This is a genomic window from Agrococcus carbonis (genome assembly GCF_900104705.1).
In the GTDB taxonomy this organism is placed as follows: domain Bacteria; phylum Actinomycetota; class Actinomycetes; order Actinomycetales; family Microbacteriaceae; genus Agrococcus; species Agrococcus carbonis.
Map to the genome: position 1 here is coordinate 2,742,943 of NZ_LT629734.1, position 20,082 is coordinate 2,763,024.

21 protein-coding genes and 3 pseudogenes are annotated in these 20,082 nt (G+C 68.4%); 14 read left to right on the top strand and 10 right to left on the bottom strand.

What is annotated here, in order from left to right; translation table 11 throughout:
* Nucleotides 1–8 precede the first annotated feature (8 nt).
* The 4 genes from BLT67_RS13150 to BLT67_RS13165 are packed head-to-tail and all read right to left on the bottom strand — an operon-like array spanning nucleotide 9 to nucleotide 3,080.
* On the bottom strand, nucleotides 9–413 hold the full coding sequence (locus BLT67_RS13150) for a hypothetical protein (protein ID WP_092667415.1): 405 nt from the start codon (nucleotides 411–413) through the stop codon (nucleotides 9–11).
* Nucleotides 410–1,036, bottom strand: a complete 627-nt coding sequence (locus BLT67_RS13155; RefSeq protein WP_092667416.1) for a DUF2637 domain-containing protein — start codon at nucleotides 1,034–1,036, stop codon at nucleotides 410–412. Before BLT67_RS13155 ends, BLT67_RS13150 begins: the two co-directional genes overlap by 4 nt.
* A 32-nt stretch (nucleotides 1,037–1,068) precedes the next feature.
* Nucleotides 1,069–2,001, bottom strand: a complete 933-nt coding sequence (locus BLT67_RS13160; protein ID WP_092667417.1) for a bifunctional DNA primase/polymerase — start codon at nucleotides 1,999–2,001, stop codon at nucleotides 1,069–1,071.
* Nucleotides 2,001–3,080 (bottom strand): ImmA/IrrE family metallo-endopeptidase, encoded by a 1,080-nt coding sequence (locus BLT67_RS13165; RefSeq protein ID WP_092667418.1) that lies wholly within the window; start codon nucleotides 3,078–3,080, stop codon nucleotides 2,001–2,003. Before BLT67_RS13165 ends, BLT67_RS13160 begins: the two co-directional genes overlap by 1 nt.
* A gap of 310 nt (nucleotides 3,081–3,390) precedes the next feature.
* On the opposite strand from BLT67_RS13165, the gene BLT67_RS13170 reads away from it, so the two are divergent.
* From BLT67_RS13170 to BLT67_RS13205, 8 genes and pseudogenes are all read left to right on the top strand, one after another.
* Entirely contained in the window at nucleotides 3,391–3,822 is a 432-nt protein-coding gene (locus BLT67_RS13170) for a hypothetical protein (RefSeq protein ID WP_092667419.1), read from the top strand.
* Between the two features lie 61 nt (nucleotides 3,823–3,883).
* The gene (locus BLT67_RS13175; RefSeq protein WP_092667420.1) at nucleotides 3,884–4,348 is read left to right on the top strand and encodes a hypothetical protein; all 465 of its coding nucleotides are present in this window, start codon (nucleotides 3,884–3,886) and stop codon (nucleotides 4,346–4,348) included.
* Nucleotides 4,345–5,355: an MAB_1171c family putative transporter gene (locus tag BLT67_RS13180; protein ID WP_092667421.1), complete on the top strand. Its 1,011-nt coding sequence runs from the start codon at nucleotides 4,345–4,347 to the stop codon at nucleotides 5,353–5,355. Before BLT67_RS13175 ends, BLT67_RS13180 begins: the two co-directional genes overlap by 4 nt.
* The gene (locus BLT67_RS13185; protein WP_092667422.1) at nucleotides 5,352–6,488 is read left to right on the top strand and encodes an alpha/beta hydrolase; all 1,137 of its coding nucleotides are present in this window, start codon (nucleotides 5,352–5,354) and stop codon (nucleotides 6,486–6,488) included. Before BLT67_RS13180 ends, BLT67_RS13185 begins: the two co-directional genes overlap by 4 nt.
* Before the next feature lie 135 nt (nucleotides 6,489–6,623).
* Nucleotides 6,624–6,749 carry a helix-turn-helix domain-containing protein gene (locus BLT67_RS13190; RefSeq protein ID WP_231945515.1) on the top strand — a complete coding sequence of 42 codons (126 nt, stop codon included), beginning with the start codon at nucleotides 6,624–6,626 and terminating at the stop codon, nucleotides 6,747–6,749.
* Nucleotides 6,750–6,803: 54 nt separating this feature from the next.
* Nucleotides 6,804–8,058: pseudogene (locus BLT67_RS13195) on the top strand (IS3 family transposase).
* Nucleotides 8,059–8,096: 38 nt separating this feature from the next.
* Nucleotides 8,097–9,035 carry a cation diffusion facilitator family transporter gene (locus BLT67_RS13200; protein ID WP_026373862.1) on the top strand — a complete coding sequence of 313 codons (939 nt, stop codon included), beginning with the start codon at nucleotides 8,097–8,099 and terminating at the stop codon, nucleotides 9,033–9,035.
* A gap of 56 nt (nucleotides 9,036–9,091) precedes the next feature.
* Nucleotides 9,092–9,727 carry a copper resistance CopC family protein gene (locus BLT67_RS13205; RefSeq protein ID WP_026373861.1) on the top strand — a complete coding sequence of 212 codons (636 nt, stop codon included), beginning with the start codon at nucleotides 9,092–9,094 and terminating at the stop codon, nucleotides 9,725–9,727.
* Here BLT67_RS13205 and BLT67_RS13210 read toward each other — a convergent pair.
* Nucleotides 9,724–10,821: a M23 family metallopeptidase gene (locus tag BLT67_RS13210; RefSeq protein WP_157674363.1), complete on the bottom strand. Its 1,098-nt coding sequence runs from the start codon at nucleotides 10,819–10,821 to the stop codon at nucleotides 9,724–9,726. The genes BLT67_RS13205 and BLT67_RS13210 overlap by 4 nt on opposite strands.
* Before the next feature lie 483 nt (nucleotides 10,822–11,304).
* Between BLT67_RS13210 and BLT67_RS13215 the strand changes: the two genes are divergently transcribed.
* Entirely contained in the window at nucleotides 11,305–12,618 is a 1,314-nt protein-coding gene (locus tag BLT67_RS13215) for a M23 family metallopeptidase (RefSeq protein ID WP_092664482.1), read from the top strand.
* 115 nt (nucleotides 12,619–12,733) lie between these two features.
* Here BLT67_RS13215 and BLT67_RS13220 read toward each other — a convergent pair whose 3' ends face one another.
* The 5 genes from BLT67_RS13220 to BLT67_RS13240 all read right to left on the bottom strand — a co-directional run bounded on the left by BLT67_RS13220 (nucleotide 12,734) and on the right by BLT67_RS13240 (nucleotide 16,907).
* On the bottom strand, nucleotides 12,734–13,039 hold the full coding sequence (locus BLT67_RS13220) for a hypothetical protein (RefSeq protein ID WP_092664485.1): 306 nt from the start codon (nucleotides 13,037–13,039) through the stop codon (nucleotides 12,734–12,736).
* Nucleotides 13,040–13,043: 4 nt separating this feature from the next.
* On the bottom strand, nucleotides 13,044–13,682 hold the full coding sequence (locus BLT67_RS13225; RefSeq protein WP_092664488.1) for a signal peptidase II: 639 nt from the start codon (nucleotides 13,680–13,682) through the stop codon (nucleotides 13,044–13,046).
* Entirely contained in the window at nucleotides 13,682–15,583 is a 1,902-nt protein-coding gene (locus BLT67_RS13230; protein ID WP_172802030.1) for a heavy metal translocating P-type ATPase, read from the bottom strand. Before BLT67_RS13230 ends, BLT67_RS13225 begins: the two co-directional genes overlap by 1 nt.
* A complete protein-coding gene (gene cmtR, locus BLT67_RS13235) occupies nucleotides 15,580–15,936 on the bottom strand; it encodes a Cd(II)/Pb(II)-sensing metalloregulatory transcriptional regulator CmtR (RefSeq protein ID WP_092664494.1) in 357 nt (118 codons plus the stop codon). The genes BLT67_RS13230 and cmtR overlap by 4 nt, the downstream gene beginning before the upstream one ends.
* A 188-nt stretch (nucleotides 15,937–16,124) precedes the next feature.
* Entirely contained in the window at nucleotides 16,125–16,907 is a 783-nt protein-coding gene (locus BLT67_RS13240; protein ID WP_157674054.1) for an NlpC/P60 family protein, read from the bottom strand.
* Between the two features lie 153 nt (nucleotides 16,908–17,060).
* Here BLT67_RS13240 and BLT67_RS13245 point away from each other — a divergent pair, with 153 nt between their 5' ends.
* From BLT67_RS13245 to BLT67_RS13785, 5 genes and pseudogenes are all read left to right on the top strand, one after another.
* Nucleotides 17,061–17,738, top strand: coding sequence for a TlpA family protein disulfide reductase (locus BLT67_RS13245; RefSeq protein WP_231945516.1), 678 nt, complete (start codon nucleotides 17,061–17,063; stop codon nucleotides 17,736–17,738).
* A complete protein-coding gene (locus BLT67_RS13250) occupies nucleotides 17,735–18,496 on the top strand; it encodes a cytochrome c biogenesis CcdA family protein (RefSeq protein WP_092664499.1) in 762 nt (253 codons plus the stop codon). The genes BLT67_RS13245 and BLT67_RS13250 overlap by 4 nt, the downstream gene beginning before the upstream one ends.
* 142 nt (nucleotides 18,497–18,638) lie before the next feature.
* Nucleotides 18,639–19,416 (top strand): annotated as a pseudogene (locus BLT67_RS13775) (cytochrome c biogenesis protein ResB).
* On the top strand, nucleotides 19,386–19,529 hold the full coding sequence (locus tag BLT67_RS13780) for a cytochrome c biogenesis protein ResB (RefSeq protein ID WP_231945517.1): 144 nt from the start codon (nucleotides 19,386–19,388) through the stop codon (nucleotides 19,527–19,529). Before BLT67_RS13775 ends, BLT67_RS13780 begins: the two are co-directional and overlap by 31 nt.
* Nucleotides 19,529–19,954, top strand: a pseudogene (locus BLT67_RS13785) (cytochrome c biogenesis protein ResB); the annotation flags it as partial. The gene BLT67_RS13780 and the pseudogene BLT67_RS13785, both read left to right, overlap by 1 nt.
* Between the last annotated feature and the right edge of the window lie 128 nt (nucleotides 19,955–20,082).

Genomic DNA, 20,082 nt, shown 5'->3' on the forward strand with positions numbered 1-20,082 from the left:
CACCGCCGTCAACTCATCGAGACCCCGGAGCGAGACACCTGCGAGGCAAGAGCGGTGCTGCGCCCGAACGCCGAGATCGGCGGCAGCCGACGGGCGCGGTCCCCAAGACGACGAACCCCGGCCCCTATTGGGTTGCGGGTGCGGCGTGCCAGCTCGGCCTGGAAGTCGAGACCGCGGCCGGCCGCGTGCGCCGAGTGCCGGGCGATCAGGTCCGTTGGGCGCACCCACTCCACGCCGCGCCCGCGTACGAGGGCGTGCTGCTTGTCGTCGCGGGCGACCTGCGCGGCCCGCACCGCCTCCGGCGTGCTCATCGCCTCGACGGGCTCGGGGCGCTCCCTCGGCTCATCGCGCACCAGCCGTGCTGGATCGGGCCTGGCGGGATCGTTGTGCTGGGGATTGTCGGTGGTGTTCATGGCGTCGTCTCCTCCCGCTCGTCGGCGGTGTCGGTGGTGTCAGTGAGGTGCGCGACGGCGAACCAGCGACCCACGGTCGAGGGATGCACCCCGAGCTCGCGGGCGATCCGCTTGTTCGACCAGCCCGCCTCCCGCAGCTCCCACCCCAGAGCCCGCCGATCCGCCACACCGTCGTCGCGACGGGGCGGTTCCGGCTCGCCAGACGGCAGAGCCGGTATCGACTCCGCAGCGGCGGCAAGTGCGGTGGCCGGGTCGGTGGTGCGGGTGAGGATCACGGTCAGGTGCGTGATCGCCAGCAGCACGACGGGCGGAACTGCGGCGACCGAGGCCGCGAGCATCCGTGGCACGTCGACGTCTGCGGCGACGACAGCATGGATCGCGTTCGCCGTCACCGAGACGAGGGCGCCGCCGACCAGCAGCGCCCACGGGTACCAGGCCGAGCGTTGCCCGGCGAGGGCGACGACGGCGACCGTGGCGACGACGATGATGCCGTCTACGATCAGTGGCCACGCCCACGCCTGACCCGTCCCGATCCCGGAGCGAGCGGCCAGGTCGGCCAGGGACGTGAACGACAGCCAGAATGCCCCGGCGGCGATGAACACCGTCCCTGCTACCGCCGTCATCGCGGCCCATCGCCGCCCGTCCGATTCACGCCTCACAGCCCAGCCCTCCCCAAAGCTGCGGACGGTGGGCTCGCCGTGCGACCGAACCAGCGATCCGCGCCCTGGCTCCGCCGATCGGACGTGACCTCGGATGGGGGCTGGGTGGCTCGGTAGGCGGAGCGCACGGTCGTGGTGATCTCGCGATCGCCGAGACCTGCCGCCTGTGCCGCAGCCCCCAGTGCATCGAGCGCGTCGGCGGGCGAGACGTCGTTCTCGGCGAGGCGGCAGGCGGCCCAGAACAGGCCCCTGTTCCGCTCGCCCTCGCCCCGCCCGGCGACCCACGCCGCCAACCGCTCGACATCCACGTCCGTCGAGCCGCTGCCGGCGCGTGGCGGTGCCACGGGGCGCGGGTCGAGGAAGTTCCGCAGCCGGGCCGCGTCCACGGTGCCGACCGAGTGAGCGGCAATGTCGGCGACCTCGTAGCGGCGGACGTGGCCGTCGATGATCCGCTTGGAAGGTGGCGCGATGATGTAGCCGCCGTCGCCCCGGAAATCGACGCCCACGTCAGCCGCCTGCCACGACCGCTGCTCGCTGCCTGGTGTCGCCGGGAAGTACACGTGCGCGCCTCCGGTGGGTGTGCGCACCAGCAGACCCGCTCCATCGACGAGTCCCGCGTCGGCGGCGCGCTGGTATGCCGTGCGGCCGTCGTGGGGGCCGTGGACATCGACATCGACGACGACCACGCCCGATGGAGCGCCGGTCGGGATGCCGATGTTCGCGTTCGGTGTGCGCGACCACCACGCGGCAACCTGGTCCGGGTCGCTGTCTGCGTCGAGGAACCCGCGGCGGGTCAGCGGACGCTTTCCCTCGACGACGCACGGGAACACGGGCACTCCCGCCGCCGCGAGACTCCGCGCCGCCAGCGCCAGGTTTGGTGAGCGATCCACGCGAATGATCGTCGCAAGGACATCGAATGGTTCGGGCATCACAGCCCTCGCCCCGCCAGAGCTGGCGCCGACGCAGCACGCGGACGATCGGGCTCCACCGAGTTCGCGGCCGCGCGGGAGGTGCGCGAACTGGGGGTGTCGCGTTCGAGGCCGGGCGGGGTGCCGTCGCCGACCTGGGCCGGGTCGAGCTGGTCGAGGATCGCCAGCGCGGTGTTCCGTACCCGTTCACCGGTGGCTTGCACCACCTGGACGGGCTCTTGGCCGTCCACGCGGGCGGCCCAGGTCGAGACGTACGGGATTGTGTACCCGGCGGTGTCCATGCCGTGCGCCGCCCCGATCATCAACGCCACGGACTCGGCCTCGACCTCGCGGATGCCGCGATGCTGCCGCGCCTCCTCGTCGTCGGGATCGTGCATCACAACATGCGCCAGCTCGTGCGCGAGCGTCTTGACCTGCGCGGCCGGGTCCATGTTCTCCCGCACCGCGACCGTGCGCGCCTCGTAGTCCGTGAGGCCGTTCGCGCCGGAGTTCATCCCCTCGTGCGGCACCCGCAGCACCTCGAACCCCGCGCCGCGAATCTGCCCAGCCAGCCCTTCCCACAACCCCGACGGCGCTTCACCTTCCAGCAGCGCCGGAGCGGGCGGCACCGGCAACGGTTCGCCCTCGGTCTGGGAGGCATCCCACACGTAGGCCGGCCGCGCACCGACCATCCGCGAGCGCACCACCTCGCCGGCCTTCGGCTTCTCCCGCGGCCCGAGCCGTCGCCACGATCCCGCATCGGCAGGGGTCGCAGTGGCGAACCTGCCCGTCACCGGCGCGAAGATCATGTATCCCGGCTGTCCCTTCATCACCTGCCGCCCCAGCCCCTGCCACTGCCGATACCCGGCGACCAGAGTGGGGAAGGGTTCGGGCACGCGGCCTGCCTCGAACGCGGCCTCGTGCTGCACCCAGATCAGCATCGTGTTGTTGAACGACCGCGACCGGAACCGCGCCGCGAAGGCCAGCGCCTGCCGCCAGTCGTCACCCGAGACCAGCGACTCGACCGCTCCGGTCAGCTTCTCGTGCAGCTCGTCGAGCTTCGCCTCTCGCGCCGCGCGGGCGTCCTCGTTCGATGCCATGCTCCGGCCTCCTCTTCGGCGGGCCGCGACGCGACTGCGCGCGGCGGTACACCTGGCAGGTAGGCGCGAACACCCGCGCCCGGACCGTGAGCTGGACATCGTTCACCTCCTTGAGGCAGCCCGAGCCGAGACAGGGACGCGGCATTGAGCATGCTCAAAATGTCCCGGAGTCCTGTTCTAGCACCGACCGTTGAGCATGCGCAAGCCTTGATTTGTGCATGCTCAACGACTACGGTTGAGCATGCACAACCACCCTCCGGGTGGACTACATCGATGCCTTGCCCGTCGCGAAGGGAAGGAGGTCAGCGTCATGACCGAAGACGAGAGCCAGGCTGCGGCCGAAGACCTCGCCAAGCGTCTGCGGCTCCTGATGGACGTTGCCGTGGCCGAGTCCGGCACTGAGCCGACCTACTCGCAGATCGCAGGCTACCTCCAAGAGCGAGGCACCAACCTGTCGCGGTCGCGCTGGACGTACATGGTCAACGGCCACCGCTACGTCCAAGACCCCGCCGTGTTCGAGGGGCTGGCGGCGTTCTTCGACGTGGACGCCGCGTTCCTGCTCGGCGAGGACGGTGCGGCCACGCCCGAGAAGGTCTCAGCGCAGCTCGATCTTGTTCGGTCCATGCGGGCCGCGAAGGTGAAGTCCTACGCAGCGCGCACCCTCGGCGACATCTCGCCGAAAGCACTCCACGCCATCACCAAGTTCCTGGACGAGGAAATGACACCAATGCCTGAGCACTGACTGGGTGTCGCGCAAGGCGAAGCCGATACCGGTCGCTGCTCCCCACTGAGAGGGGCGAACCGTGAATACCGAACAGACCGTATCGGCGGCCGTGGCGGGCCTTCAGCTCGGTGGCACCTTCACCTTCGACGAGCTCCTCCGCTCTGTCCAGGACCGGCGGCACCGCAGGCTTCGGGTCATCGAACTGGCTGATCTCGACACCCACGACGGCCTCTGCGCGCTCTGGCTGGCAACCGAGACCGACGACCTCGTGCTCCACGCCCGCACCGACTCGACACTCCACCGACAGCAGTTCATCCTCCACGAACTCGCCCACATGATCCTCGGCCATTGCGACGGCGATGACTGCACCGTCGACGAGGCGCTGCTGCCTAACATCCCGCCTTACACCCGAGGACGCCTGCTCCGGCGGCAAGACCTCGACAGCAAAACCGAAATCGCCGCCGAGTCCCTCGCCGACCGGCTCGCCGCAAGCATCCGAGGATCGGTGTTCGCCGAGTCCAGATACTCGGAGGTCTTCGGATGATCCAGACGCTCGTCGCGACGCTCATGTGGGCGCTCGTGGCGAGCCTGCTCATCTTTCGTCGTAAACGCGCCGACCGCAGCATCACCTACGCCGCCCTCACCATCGCCATCGCGATGACGCTGAACGTCGATCGCATCTACGCGGTCATCGATCCGCTCCTCGGCGGCACCAACATCGCGACGCTGATCGCAGACGCCGTGCTGATGACCGGACTCTTCTTCCTCGGGCGCGGCGTCATGAAGTCCGGCGAGTACCGGCCCAGGCTCGTCCGCGTCGCCGTCAGCGCGCCCGTCCTGCTCATCGCGCTGCTCGCGATCACCGCATCGTTCCTGTTCATCGACCGCGGCACCACCACGGCACGATTCATGAGCGATCTCGGCGCGCAGCCAGCAGCAGCGGTCTACTCGATCATCAACTTCAGTTACGGAGCACTCGTCATCGCAACGATGCTCCTCCTCGCCGCACGGCAGTCTCGCGACAGCACCGGCATCCAGCGCCTGCCCGCCGCGCTGCTCGGCCTGGGATCGGCGTTCGGCGTTGCCCTCTGCCTCGCCGTGATCGTCATGGATATTGCCCACGCCACCGGCCACCTCGATCTCATGCACGTAATCCAGGCCGCCTACGATCCGCTCTCCGCCCTTACTTTCCTGTTCCTCTGCGCCGGGTTCGCGGTCCAGCCCGCCGTTCGCCGCGCCCAGCACCATGCCCGACGTCGGCACACCATCTCGTTCACGGCGCAGTTGGAGCCGCTCTGGCACCGGGCGACGTACGCGCGACCCGGACTGAGCCAGGCCGACCCCCTCGCCGCCAACAGCGAAGACCCCGAAGGGCACCTGCACCGAGTGATCGTCGAAATCCGCGACGCGATGATCGACCCCCGCATCACCTTCGACATCAGCACCGACGACCGCGACCTACTCGAACGCGCCGAGAGCCACCTCGTCGGAAGCGACAGCGCCCTCACAACGACCCTGACCGTTCCGAACATCGAGGAACGGGAGCCATGATCGGCCGCATCGCCCTCGGTGGAGGGATCGCCGCAGCAGCGGCCGCCGGGGCCGGGTGGGCCGTCGCGCGGCGACTCACGGCACCCGTCGGCCCACGCACGTTCGACCTCACGATCCGCAGCGTTGAGCACGACGACAATGGCGACCTGATCGTGCTCGACCGCACCGAGCAGACCACCGCGCCCGGCATCTACAACCTCTGGTTCGAGAACGGCGGCTGGGCACAACTCTCCACCGAGATCGTCGATCGCGGGGCTACTCGCGTCGCCCGCAGGATCACGGGCACCACACCTGACTTCACTCCGAAGGCTGGCAATTGTGTCTCGTGGAGCGGCGTCTACTACGCCACCCCAGCCGACGCCGGGTTCCATGCACGCGACATCACCATCACGACCCCCGCAGGACGATGCCGGGCGTGGCGCGTTGACGGCGACCCCGCGACGTGGGCGATTCACATCCACGGACTCGGTAGCACCCGCGCCGGCACGCTGCGCGGCGTCCTCGCCGCAACCGAGCTTGGCTACATCTCCCTCGTCATCAGCTACCGCAACACAGCAGAAGGGCCCCGAGTCGGCACTGGCCGCTCAACCCTCGGCTGTACGGAGATGGCCGACGTTGACGAGGCCATCGGATACGCCGTCCGCCGCGGAGCCCAACGAATCGTGATCTTCGGCTGGTCGATGGGAGCCGCGATCGCCCTCCAGCTCGCCGACCACCCGCGCCACAAGGGACTGATCGCCGCACTCGTACTCGACTCGCCGGTCCTCGACTGGGCCGAAGTCATCAAGACGAACTGCGCCCGCAGTGGACTACCCGCAGCAGCCGGACACCTCGCGATCCCGTGGCTCACCCTCGCCCCACCGGCTCGCACTGTGGGCTTGCCGGGAAGTATCCCGCTCCGCTCCTTCGACTGGACCTCCCGAGCCGCAGACCTCACCACGCCGACCCTGATCCTCCACGGCACCCGAGACGACTCCGTCCCCGTCCAGCTCTCACAAGCACTCCGAGACGCCCGCCCAGACCTTGTTGATCTGGCGACCTTCGACGCTGGCCACACCCTCTGCTGGAACACCGACCCCGACCGGTGGCATAAGTCAGTGACCACCTGGCTCAAGGCGCGTGTCCCACGCTGATCGGCAGAACGGAGCGACCACCCTCGGCACCGATCTTGTTCGGCCACGCCCGGAGAAACCCAACTCAAGCCGTACCTCCGCCGGTATCATCGTGAGTGTTGGCCTGCCTGGGCCATAGAGCGAGGGAGGACCAACGTGGCTGAGCCGTGGCTGTCCGCAGACGACATCGCCGCCCACCTCGGGGTCACCAAAGACACCGTCTACACCTGGATCGCCGAGAAGGCCATGCCCGCCCACAAGGTCGGACGCCTCTGGAAGTGAACCGTCCCCGGTTTGATGCCGGTTCCTTTCGAGTCTGGAAGGAAGATAGTCATCATGCCGAAGCAGATCCCGGAGGAGACGAAGCAGCGAGCGATCCGGCTCGTGCTCGACCATCTCGATGAGTACCCGAACCTGACGACCGCGTGCGAGACGGTCTCGAAACGGCTCGGCTTCGGGGCCGAGTCGCTGCGCCGATGGGTGCGGCAGGCTCAGATCGACGCCGGCGAACGGCAGGGCGCCTCGACGAGCGAGTCGGAGCGGGTGCGGCGGCTTGAGCGGGAGAACCGTGAGCTGCGTGAGGCGAACGCGATCCTGCGCGACGCGGCGGTTTTCTTCGCCGGGGAACTCGACCCCCGACGCCGCTGATCGTCGGCTTCATCGACGAGCAGCGGGCCAAGGGCCGCGCGGTCGAGTCGGTCTGCCAGGTCCTGCGGGAGCAGGGCGTGGAGGTCGCCGCGCGAACCTACCGGGCGTGGAAGCGCGCCCAGCCCAGCAACCGCGCTGTGGATGACGCGGTGATCATCGACGCGCTGCTGGCGACCGTCGGCACGCCGGAGGGCATGTACGGGCGGCGGAAGATGACCACGCATCTGCGACGTGCCGGCCACGACGTGTCCCAGCGGCGGTGGACCGGCTGATGCGGGATCTCGGCCTCAACGGCCGGGTGCGCGGGCGTGGCGTGCGCACGACCGTCCCGGATCGGAACGCCGAGCGCGCACCGGATCTGCTCGAGCGGGACTTCACCGCGCCCGCGCCGAACCAGCGCTGGGTGGCGGACTTCACCTACGTGCGCACCTGGGCCGGGTTCGCGTACGTGTCGTTCGTGATCGACTGCTTCTCACGCGCGATCGTCGGCTGGCAGGCCGCGACCACGAAGACGACGCCGTTGGTGACCACGGCGCTGCGGATGGGCCTGTGGCGGCGCGACCGAGCCGGCCGCCCGGCGCTCGACGGACTGGTCCATCACAGCGATGCCGGGTCTCAATTCACGTCCGTGAGCTTCGCCGAGACGCTCGCCCTGGAGGGCATCGCTGCGTCGATCGGCTCGATCGGCGACGCGTATGACAATGCCCTCGCCGAGTCGACGATCGGGCTGTTCAAGACCGAAGCGATTCGCGACGACTCGCCCTTCCGGACCGGTCCGCTCAAGCAGCTGGAGGACGTCGAATGGGTCACCGCTGAATGGGTCGACTGGTACAACGCCAGGCGCCTGCATTCCACCCTCGGCGACGTCCCTCCCGAGGAGTTCGAGGCCGCGTACTACGCTGACCTCGAAACGCCATCACACCCGGTGCTGGCACCCGCATAGGAGCGGCAGAGAACCGGGGACGGTTCAGGAGGATATGCATGGAAACGACGCATAGCCACGGGTCAAGTGGTGGCACTGGGGAGGCGGGTGACTTCCGAGTGCGGCTCGGCATCGCTTTCGGACTCACAGTCACTATCGTTATTGCGCAGTTGATCGGCTCTATCGTGACGGGGAGCCTCGCGCTTCTCACCGACACGGCGCACGCCTTTACTGACGCCTCAGGGCTGTTGGTCGCGCTGATCGCGGCGACCCTCATGCGGCAACCGTCAACGTCAAAGCGAACATGGGGATTCAGGCGCGTCGAGGTAATCGCTGCACTAGGGCAGGCAACGCTGCTGCTCGCCGTAGGCGTGTATGCGGCTGTCGAAGGGGTTCGTCGGCTCTTCGAGCCTCCCGAGATCCCAGCATCCGAGTTGATCGTGTTCGGCGTGGTCGGACTCGTCGTGAACATCATCGCGATCGTGGTGCTCTCCGCGAATCGCGGCGCGAACTTCAACATGCGGGCCGCGTTCCTAGAGGTGCTGAACGATGCGCTCGGTTCCCTCGGCGTCATCGCCGCGGCAATCATCATCTGGACGACCGGCTTCCAGCAGGCGGACGCGATCGCCGGCCTCTTCATCGCCGCGCTCATCGCGCCGCGAGCGTTCCTCCTGATGAAGGAGACCGCGGGTGTACTCATGGAGTTCACCCCGAAGGGGCTCGACCTGGACGAGGTCCGTCGCCACATCCTCGAGCTCGAGCACGTGGTCGCTGTCCACGACCTGCACGCCTCCACCGTTGCGACAGGATTGCCGACGATCAGCGCGCACGTGGTGGTCGACGACGAGTGCTTTACCGACGGGCACGCAGCCGAAGTCCTACAGGACATCCAACAGTGTGTCGCCGGGCACTTTCCGATCGCGGTGCCGCATTCGACCTTCCAGATTGAGACCGCGCGGATCAGTGAGCAGGAGGCGACTGGCGTCAGGCATCCGTAGGTGGTGGCGACGCCGACTCGCGCTGCAGCATCCTGGTGTCGGCCTAGCATGGGAGCATGCTGCTTATCGTTGCCGCCGCTGCGGCTGTCATCCTCCTGCCTTCCCACGCATCCGTCACCGGCTCGACTCCGGCCAACGGAGACGTGGTCGTGGAGCAGCCGGGCACGTTCAGCGTCGTGATGAACGAGGAGATCCTTGCGATCGAAGGGGCGAGCGGAGCCAACGTGATGCAGTTGACGGACGCCGACGGGTTGTTCTACGGCGATGGCTGCATCGCCGTAGAGGGCGGAACCATCGCGCTCGACGCCGAACTCGGTGGAGCTGGCGACTACGCCTTGACGTATCAGCTCGTGTCGGCCGACGGACACGCGGTCGACGGTGTCATCGAGTTCGCGTTCGAACCGGCATCGGGTGCTGAAGGTGCGAGGGGCGGTGAAGCCGCACCAGTGTGTGGAGAAAGCGCTCCCGCGTCGTCGGCGCCCGCTTCACGGGAGACGGGCGACAGTAGTTCATCGAGCTCGCCGGAGGCTATCGCGGCGCCTGATACGGGTGCTGAGGACCAGACGGCAGAGGGAGGCAACCTGCCGCTGTTGGTCGCCGGAGGGGTCGCGGCCGTCGTCTTGGCCGCGGGGATCGTCTTCGCGATCAAGCGCCGCTCTGGCGCCGAGGCCGGCGGAGCCGACCCGAGCTAAGGGATCTCGAGCCGCGTTTCGCGGGTCTGCAACCAGAGCAGGGGGTCGAAGGACACATAGTCGCTGTTCTTCAACTCGAGGTGCAGGTGCGGTCCGGTGGATCTGCCGGTGCTGCCGACCTGACCGACGACAGTCGACACATCGACGACCTGACCGACTTCGACTCGGATGGACCCCGCCTGCATGTGCGGGTACCAGGACTGCACGAATTGACCGTTGATGTTGTGGTCGACGAAGACGGCATAGCCGCCGCCGCCCGGGTTGTTGCCCTGCCAGACGGCTGAGACGACGCCGTTAGCAATCGGGCGGATCTCCTGCCCAGGGGGAAGCGGGATGTCGGTGCCACCGTGCATCCCACCGGGCCGGTATCCGAAGCCACTCGAGATCGGTAGCTGAGAAATCTGCGGAAACGGAGTCTGCACATAGTCGGTCTCGAGCATCGACCAGGCATTGGGAAAGGCGGGGCTCCCGCCGTAGTAAGTCCCGCCGCGCTCCCTGTCCGCGACCACCTGGACTGCGGCTCGTTCCTCGGGCGACATCAGCGCCGCTTCGAGGGGGTCGTTGACGACGATCTCGTCGCGGGCGAAGAGGGTCGTCGCCTCCGCGGTGACGGGATCCAGCGCTTGCACATCCGGTTCGATCTGCGCGACCGCGGGGTCTGACTCGGCGGGCAGTTGCATCGCTTGAGCGGGCAAGGACGTGACGACGACGAGCGAGCCGATGAACAGCAGGGCGGCACCGGCGGTCGTCTTCCGCGCGATTCGGCGGAGGCGTCGGGTCGCCGTGTCGGATGGGCGCGTGGGCGAGGCAGGAGGGGCGGGCCGGAGCGGCGATACGCGAGCGGCCCGAATGGTGGGAACATGCTCGCCGCCATTGCCCAGCGCCGCGGCGTCGACGACGATGTGCGAAGATGCGCGCGTCGGCTCGGCCAGCCGGACAGGGATGGCGCGCGCCGTGCGCGTGGCGGCTTCGCGGATGGCGCGGCGGCTCGTGTAGATCGGTGGCGAGCCCTCCGCCACGGTGGCACGCGCGCTAGCGCGAGCTTCCGCCGCGGTCTGCGCGATCTTCGCAGCAGCACGCTCGCGCTCGCGCATCGACTTACGAGTCAAGACCTGAGGCGTGTCTGGCGACGCGCTTTCATGGAGTGCGCCAGCTGACCGGTCGGGTTCTGGTGTCACGCGTAGCTTGGTCCTTGGGTTGGGAACGATAAGTGTCGACATTCGAGACAAGGCATGTAGCAGGTCATGCTCATGCCGTCGTCGCGCGTGCAACCAGTGTCGCCAGCGCAATCCTCCTTCTAAAGTAACGGAACGGTAACGGACGGGCAAGTCTTGACTGCGCGCCTGCAAGGGAGGCGCCGGCGCCAGGGCTGATTCCAGACACGCCCCGCAGGCCTCCGCCGATCTCGACTCTCAGGTGGAACATGAATGTTGATACCTTGGCCAGGCTCGGCTTGGCCGGGCTTGGCTTGAGTCAGCGGGTAGTGCAGCGCTAGTGCTGCCGGACGGGAAGAGATGGCACAGTCTGATGGGCGGGCACTCGGCGCGCGTTCGCGCTGGAGCAGCCTCCGATTCGGCATGGCCGCGACCGTCGCCGTCGGTGCCATGCTTGCGACGTTGATCGTGCCGGGTGTGCCGCAGGCCGATGCTGTCGACGAGTACGGCTTCCCGACCTGGGCGGAGGTCGAGGCCGCCCGCGGCAGTGTGAGCGCCAAGAACCAGCAAATCAGCGAGATCCGCGCCCTCATCGCGCAATTGGAGACTGACGCGGTGGATGCGCAGGCCCTCTCCGACCAGCGCGCTGCCGAGGCGATCGAGGCCCAGCGCGTCTACGACGAGGCCGTCGCGGTCGCCGAGCGGCTGCAGGGCCAGGCCGACGAGGCCACGGTGAGTGCCGAACAGTCACAGCTCGCTGCTGGCCAGCTCGCTGCGCAGCTCGCGCGCTCCGGTGGCACGGGCGACATGAGCGCCGAACTCTTCGCCAACCCCGGCTCCGCCGACACCTGGCTCCACCGCCTCGACATGATGGATCGTGCCGCCGGCACTGCAGACACGCTCTACGAGCAGGCGCAGCAAGATGCCAACGCCGCGCAGGCGCTGCAGGACCAGGCCGCGGTCGCCCGCGACGAGCTCCAGGCGCTCAAGGTCACCGCTGATGAGGCCTACGCAGTGGCACAGGCTTCGGCGATCGCGGCGCAAGAGGCCGTCGAGGCCCAGCAGGAGCGGCGGGTCGAGCTCGAAGCGCAGCTCGAGGTGCTGGTCGAGGACCGTGCCGCGACCGAGGACGACTACCAGGCAGGGCAGCGCCACCGCGCGTGGCTAGCCGAGCAGGAGCAGCTGCGGCTTGAACGTGAGGCGCGTGAGCGCGAGGAGGCCCGCCAACGCGCGCTCGAGGAGCAGCGACGGCTCGCCGAGCAGGCCGCTCAGAACGGTGGCGGGTCCGGTGGCGGCAGCTCCGTGCCGCCGACTGGCCCGAGCAGCAGCGGCTGGGTTACGCCGCACTACGGCCGCTTCACTTCTGCGTATGGTTGGCGTAACGACCCGCTCGGACAGCTGGGCCGCAAGTTGCACGCCGGCGTGGATATCGCCGCCGGCTGCGGTACCCCGATCTACGCGGTCGCCGACGGCACCGTCGCGCTGCGCTCGCGCGACACCTATGGCGCGAACATGCTCTACATCAACCACGGCGGCGGCGTGCAGAGCGAGTACTTCCACATGATCCGCCCCGCGAACGTCTACCCCGGGCAGCGCGTGAGCGCTGGACAGGTGGTCGCCTACGAGGGCTCGACGGGCTACTCGACAGGCTGTCACCTGCACTTCCAGCTGCGCGTCGGCGGCACGCTCACCAACCCGGAGTCGTTCTTGAACTCGCGCGGCGTCTCCCTGCGCTGAGATGTAGGCGCTGCGGCCACGTTGGCATGGCTGCCTGACCGGGCTTGGTCCGTGGCTGCGGCGGGTTCTTCGACAAGTGGGTCGTCTGATGTGCGCGGAGCCGACGAACTCGCGCCTAGAGACGATCGCGCATTGCCTCCTCGAGCTGCTCTTGCGTCGGTGCCCCAGCGAAGCCCTTCTCCGTCGCGTAGATCTGGCACGCCAACCCGCGGACCGGTGTCGCCGGGAACAGATCGGCCTCATTGACCTGGATCGTGGGAGAGCCTCCAAACCGGTTGCTCGTAGCCTCTGCTTCGGTGCGAATCGTCACCGACTCGACGGGTACGTCGGTGACAGCTAGCGTGTCCAACGCCCTGCGCGTACGTGCTTCGGCGTCCGCAGTGTTCGGGCAGTCGTCGAGATGCAGCAGCTGCACTTTCACGCAGTCAAGCCTCCCGCTCGTTCCTCGGGAATGGCCGCCCTTCGTGGGCGGCGAGCTGAGGGCGGCTCCGGCGTTCCCGCTGCTGCGGGATTCCTGCCTCGTCCGAATTCACGAGAAGCAGGCAGAGCAGTGCGACCCCGGCGAGGACGAGGATGTCTGCGACGTTCCCGACGAAGAGGTTCCCGTACGCGATGAAGTCCGTGACGTGCCCGTGCCCGAAGGAGGGCGGGTTCACGAGCCGGTCGACGAGATTGCCGGCCGCACCGCCGAGGATCAGCCCCAGGGTGATGCCCCATCGAGCGCCGCGCAGTCGCGTGGCGAAACCGAGCGTCACGATAACCGCGATGACGGCGGCGACGGTGAACACCCATGTGGCGCCGGAGCCGATCGAGAACGCGGCTCCGGGGTTGGAGACCAACGACAGGCCCAACAGGTCGCCGACGAGCGGGACGCGATGGCCCGGCTGCAACTGGGCCAATGCGAGCGCTTTCGTCCCCTGGTCGAGGATCAGCCCGGCTCCAGCGACGGCGACGGCGATGCCGAGCGCGCGCGGCGGGGTGGCCCTGGACCTGTCCCGAGCTGGCGGTCCGTCGTGCGCCACGGTTGACTTCGCGGCGCTTGTCCCGTCCTCTCGCGCGATCATTAGGCCGCCTTCCGTGTGCGCGCGGCGCGGAGCCCGTTGAGGATCACTATGACCTCTGCGATCTCGTGCACCAGGACGACGGCGGCGAGTCCGAGAACGCCGAAGAGTGCGAGTGGGAGCAGAGCGGCGATGATCAGCAGCGACAGGATGATGTTCTGATTGATGATGTGGCGCCCACGGCGAGCGTGGTCGAACGCGCGCGGGATGAGGCGCAGGTCGTGGCCGGTGAAGGCGACATCCGCGGACTCGATCGCAGCGTCTGACCCGGTCGCTCCCATCGCGATTCCGATGTCTGCGGCGGCGAGGGCGGGGGCATCGTTGATGCCGTCGCCGATCATCGCTGTGCTTGCCTTGCGGGACAGCTCGCGGATCGCCGTCGTCTTGTCTTCGGGGCGGAGCTCGGCGCGTACGTCGTCGATTCCAGCGTGCGCGGCGAGGGCGTGCGCGGTTCGGGCGTTGTCGCCGGTGAGCATGGTCACGCCGACGGCCTGGCCGGCGAGCGTGCGGACGGCCTCTGGAACTTCGGGGCGCAGCTCGTCGCGGACGCCGATTGCGGCGACCGGCGTCCCGTCGCGGTGGACGATCACGACCGTCATGCCCTGCTCCTCCAGTCCAGCGACCCGGCTGGCGAGCGGGCCCGCATTGAGCCAGCGGGGGCTGCCGACGGTGATCCTCGCCCCTTCGACGGTGCCTTCGATGCCGTGTCCGGCTTGCTCGGTCACATCGAGCGCCGCGCGGGCTCCGGGCGCTGCGGCGGTGATCGCTGCGGCGAGGGGGTGCGTGCTGCGCTGCTCCAGCGCGGCCGCCCACTCCAGCGCCTGGTCCTCTGACACGCCGTCGGCGGTGAGGACCGCGGTGACGGCGGGCTCGTTGCGGGTAAGGGTGCCGGTCTTGTCGACGGCGACGTGGCGGATCGTGCCGAAGCGCTCGAAGGCCGCGCCGGACTTGATGATCACGCCGAACTTGCTGGCAGCACCGATCGCGGCGACAACCGTGAGCGGTACGGAGATGGCCAGCGCGCACGGGGAAGCGGCGACGAGCACGACGAGGGCGCGGGTGATCCACAGCTCGGGGTCGCCGAGCAGGGAGCCGAGGAGTGCGACCAGGGCGGCGAGGATCAGCACACCGGGAACCAGCGGGCGGGCGATCCGATCGGCGAGGCGGGCACGGTCGCCCTTCTCGGCCTGCGCTTGCTCGACCAGTCCCACGATCGTGGTCAGCGAGTTGTCCGTCCCCGCCGCGGTCGTCTCCACCTCGAGCGCACCAGCGGTGTTGATCGCCCCGGCCGACACGGCGTCGCCGGGCTCGACCTCGACCGGGATCGACTCGCCGGTGATCGCGGAGGCATCCAGGCTGCTGCGTCCCGAGCGGACGATCCCGTCCGTCGCGATCCGCTCCCCTGGACGGACCAGCAAGATCTGCCCGACGGTCAGGTCCTGCGCCGCGATCTCGGCAGAGGCCCCACCGCGGCGGATGGTCGCGGTGTCGGGGATGAGCTTCAGCAGTGCCCGCAACCCGCCGCGGGCACGGTCCATCGCCTTGTCCTCCAGCGCCTCCGCGATCGAGTACAGGAACGCCAGCGCTGCGGCTTCCTCGACGTATCCGAGGATGACCGCGCCGACCGCGCTGATCGTCATCAGAAGCCCGATACCGAGCTTGCCTTTGAGCAGCTTCCGGATCGCGCCGGGGGTGAACGTCGACGCGCCCAGCAGCAAGCCGATCCAGAACAGCACCAGGGCCGGGATCGTCGCCCCCGACCATTCGCAGAGCAGCCCTGCGAGGAACGCGAGGCCGGATAAGACTGGGACGAGGATCCCTCGATCCGTCCACCAAGGCCCGTTGTGGTCGTCATCCTCGTCGATTGCGGGCCCATCCACTCGGGACTTCGTCACGGACCTCATGCGTCCGCTCGCGCGCAGCAGCCCGGCACGGTGCACGAGGCGTCCACGCACGGCGCTTTTTCATTCACGGCCAGCGTCACGTCCACGAGCGAGGTCAGCGCCGCCGCAAGGTGAGGGTCGGTGATCTCGTAGCGGGTCTGCCTGCCCTCGGGCTCGGCGACCACGATGCCGCAGTCGCGCAGACACGTCAGGTGGTTCGACACGTTCGACCGCGTCAACTCCAACTGTCGCGAGAGCTCGGCGGGGTAGTTCGGGCCCTCGAGCAGCGCCATCAAAATCCGGGAGCGCGTCGGATCGGCCATCGCCCGGCCGAGCCGGTTCATGACGCCGAGACGCGGAACAATAGTCAGCATGCAATGACTATACAGTTATCGGTGAATTCAGGTCGCACCTCTTCGGGTCACGCGACGGCAGCGGTGTCGATCCGATCACCGTCGACGTCCTGCCACGTCCACAAACGATGGCGGTGGAAGTGGCCGCGGCGTGGAGTCGGGTCACGTGTCATCGAGGTCCGCTGTCGCGGCGGCGCGGGCTCTTCTACTCAGGTGATGTCGATGAACACCGGTGCTGAACCTCCGATGTCGACACCGGCGATCACGGTGTTGAAGCCTGACCAACCGCCATGTACGGCGCGTCCACCGCCGATGTAGATGCCGATGTGCGCGCGACCCACCCCGCCGTCTGCGTAGTAGATGACGTCGCCGGGCGAAGCAGCTGACATCGGGATCGTCGGACCGAGATTGAACAGCGAGCTCATTCCCGAGTACGGCAGTCCCGCGGCCCCGATTGCGCGGCGCACCATGGCGACGCAGTCCTGGGAGACGCCGACCTGCGCGATTGCGGCATCCGCGATGACGCTGCCGGTGGCTCCGGCTGCAGTCACGGGCTCCGCCTGCGTGGCGCTCGGAGCTCCGGCACCGTTGCCTGCGGTACCGGTCGCGGCCGCCTGTCCTGCCCGTTCCTGTCGCTCCAGCGCTTCCTCGCGTTCTAGCGTTTCCTCGCGTTCCAGCGCTGCTTCCAGTTCTGCCCGGATCTGGGAAAGCTCTTCGGCGGTCGTGGCCTGGACATCGAGGCGGTCGTCGCTGAGGCCGTTGTCGCCGGCGGTCACGACGCCCGACACCGCCTGTGCGTCGATAACCATGTTCGGGAGCGGCTGCCCGGAGCCGGGGTCGGCGGCGAGGGCCGGCGCCGCGAGAGGTGTTGCGAGGGCAGCGGCGATGGCGATCACGCCGACGCGGCGTACGCCCAGACCGATGGAGGCTCGGGTCATGCGCGGCCCGTTGCGCGAGTCGGTGGAATTGGTGTTGTGGATCGGGCTTGGCACAGGCAGTTTCTCCGTAGGTTCGGGTGCCAGCGGCACAGAAGTCGACGTTACCAATCCGTTACCTACCTGTCACCTTCCGCGCAGAGTTGGCGGCGTGCCGCATGCGATAGCTTGCTCGCACCATTCATAGGAGCGACCAGTACGCTCCAAGTGATGCTCACCCGGTACTCCATGGCTGGCGCTGCCGAGCGCGCTGATCGATCCCAGCGTGGGTCCAAGCTCTCGACACAGAGCTTCCCTGGCCGCAGCAGCCGCTCCACGGTCCGTGGTCTCTTGATCCCGGCGGTCACGGTGAGTGCGCTGGTGCTCACCGGCTGCGGCAGCGCAGCAGGTGTCGACGGCCAGGGCGGCGATGCCGGCTACATCGCGGGCGACGGTATCGTCACGGAGATCGCGCCGGAAGCGCGCGCCGCTCCCGGATCGTTCACCGGCCCCTTGGCCACCGGCGGCGAGTTCGACTCCGCAACGCTCGACGGGGTCGCGCTCGTCAACTTCTGGTACGCCGCCTGCCCGCCCTGCCGCGTCGAGGCGCCCGTGCTCGCGGACCTGCACGCCGAGTATGGTGACCGAGTCGACTTCATCGGGATCAACGTGCGCGATGGCGCCGCCCAGGCGCTGGCCTTCGAGGAGGAGTTCGGCATCGAATACCCTTCGGTGCTCGACGACCAATCCGCTCAGGGCCAGCTTGCGTTCGCAGGCATCGTCGCCCCCAACGCGGTGCCATCGACGATCATCCTCGACGCCGAGGGTCGTGTCGCTGCGCGCGTCTCCGGTGCCGTCACGGACACCAGCATTCTCGCGACCCTGCTGCAGGAGGAACTGGAGCGATGAGCCGGCTGCTCGTGCTGAGCGGTGCCCTGGACCCAGGCGGGGCCGTGCTCAGCGGGCAACTGCTGCTCTCCGTCCCGATCGCGCTGCTTGCGGGCATCGTCTCCTTCGCGAGTCCCTGCATCCTGCCGCTGGTCCCGGGTTATCTGGGCCTGATGGGATCGCTGGTCGGGGAGGAGGGCGGCCGTGCCAGGCTCATCACCGGCGTGGCGCTCTTCGTCGGCGGCTTGACCGCCGTGTTCGTGCTCGGCACCGCCCTCGTCGGCACCATCAGCTCGTTCCTGCTCGTTTGGTCCGCGGTGCTCGTGCGCGTTCTCGGCGTGCTGCTGATCCTGCTGGGGATGGTGTTCGTCGGGCAGTTCCGGGTCCTCCAACGCGTATGGAAGCCGCCGCAACTGAAGGGCGGCGGAATGTGGACAGCGCCAATTGTGGGGATCATCTTCGCGCTCGGCTGGACCCCGTGCTCGGGCCCGACCCTAGCCGCCATCAGCGCTCTCACCGTCACCACCGGTAGCGCCTGGCAAGGCGCCCTCCTCGGCTTCGCCTACGCCCTGGGGCTGGGCATACCGTTCCTGCTGCTCGCGATGGGGCTTGGCTGGATGGGCTCGGCGATGGCGTGGATGCGACGGCACATCCGGGCAATCAACATCGGCGGAGGTGTCACTCTGATGATCATCGGCCTACTGATGGTGACCGGTGTCTGGGACGCGATCATGAACGAGATGCAGGGGTGGATCCCCTCGTATGTCACGATCATCTAGCCGCGATCACGCGGCCGCCACCGACCCGCTGCGCCCGGTCGACCACGTCGATGAGCCAGAGCGCGACGAGCTCGCCTTCGGTAGCGGGCCGAAGCTCGGCGTCCTCGGCTGGCTGCGGTTCATGTGGCGGCAGCTCACCTCGATGCGCACCGCGATCGTGCTGCTGCTGCTGCTCGCCGTGGCAGCGATTCCTGGCAGCCTCGTGCCGCAGCGCTCGAGCGACCCGAACGGCGTCATCCAGGTGCGCGCCGACAACCCGAGCTCGTCTGGTTCTACGACGCGCTCTCGTTGCACGACGTCTACTCGAGCCCGTGGTTCTCGGCCATCTACATCCTGCTGTTCACCTCCTTGGTCGGCTGCGTCATCCCGCGCCTCATGCACCACTGGAAGGCCATGCGCGCGCTGCCGCCGCGCACGCCCGCCCGCCTGTCTCGCCTCGTCGGCTTCCAGACCGTGGCGGGCGACGCATCCGACCTCGACCGTGCGGATGGGGTGCTCAAGAAGCTCGGGTACCGCACGACGCGCTACGGCGACTCGGTCTCTGCCGAGCGCGGCTACCTGCGCGAGACGGGCAACCTGCTGTTCCACATCGCGATGCTCGCGCTGATCCTGGTGGTGGGGCTCGGCTCGGGCTTCGGCTACAACGGCCAGCGGCTGCTGGTGGAGGGCGCGGGTTCGCGAACACGCTCTCGAGCTACGACACGTTCACGGAAGGGCAGTGGTTCGACGACGCGACCCTGCCGCCGTTCGCGGTGCAGCTCGATGACCTCGATGTCGTCTACGAGACGAGGAATCCGAACGCCGTGGGCGCGCCGCTCGATTTCACGGCACACGTGTCGGTCACTGAGGGCGGGGAGGCGCGCGACGCGCAGATCAAGGTGAACGAGCCGTGGACGTCGCGGGCGCTGACCTCTACCTGATCTCCAACGGCTATGCACCGCGCATCTCGGTGCGCGATGCCGAGGGTGAGCTCGTCTACGACGAGTACACCCCATTCCTGGCGCAGGACGACCTGATGACGAGCTGGGCGTGATGAAGTTGCCGGACGGCCTGGAGGAGCAGCTGGGGCTGCGTGGCTTCTTCTACCCGACCGCCGTGGAGCTCGACACCGGTGCGCTCGCGTCCGCGTACCAGACATCGCCAACCCCGTGCTGTCGCTGCAGGCGTTTTACGGGCGACCTTGGGCTCGACGCGGGCATCCCGCGCTCGGTGTACGCGCTGGAGACCGACGAGATGACGCAGATCGCGGGTGGGGAGTCGGGCACCGATGCGCTGACGATCGCGCCGGGGCAGACGGTGGACATCCCCGGTGGGCTCGGCACGATCACGTTCGAGGATGTGCGGCGCTACGGCGTGATTGAAGTGCACGTCGACCACACGCAGACGCCGGTGCTCTGGATTACGGTGGTGCTGTTCCTCTCCATGCTGGGTTCGCTGCTCATCCCGCGCCGCCGCATGTGGGTGAAGGCTGCGGAAGGGCGGCTCGAGCTCGCTGGGCTCGCGCGCGCGAGGACCCGACGCTCGAGCGGGCGGTCGAAGACCTCGCAAGACGCATTGGGGCGACGCTGTCGCCGGTGTTGGCCGGA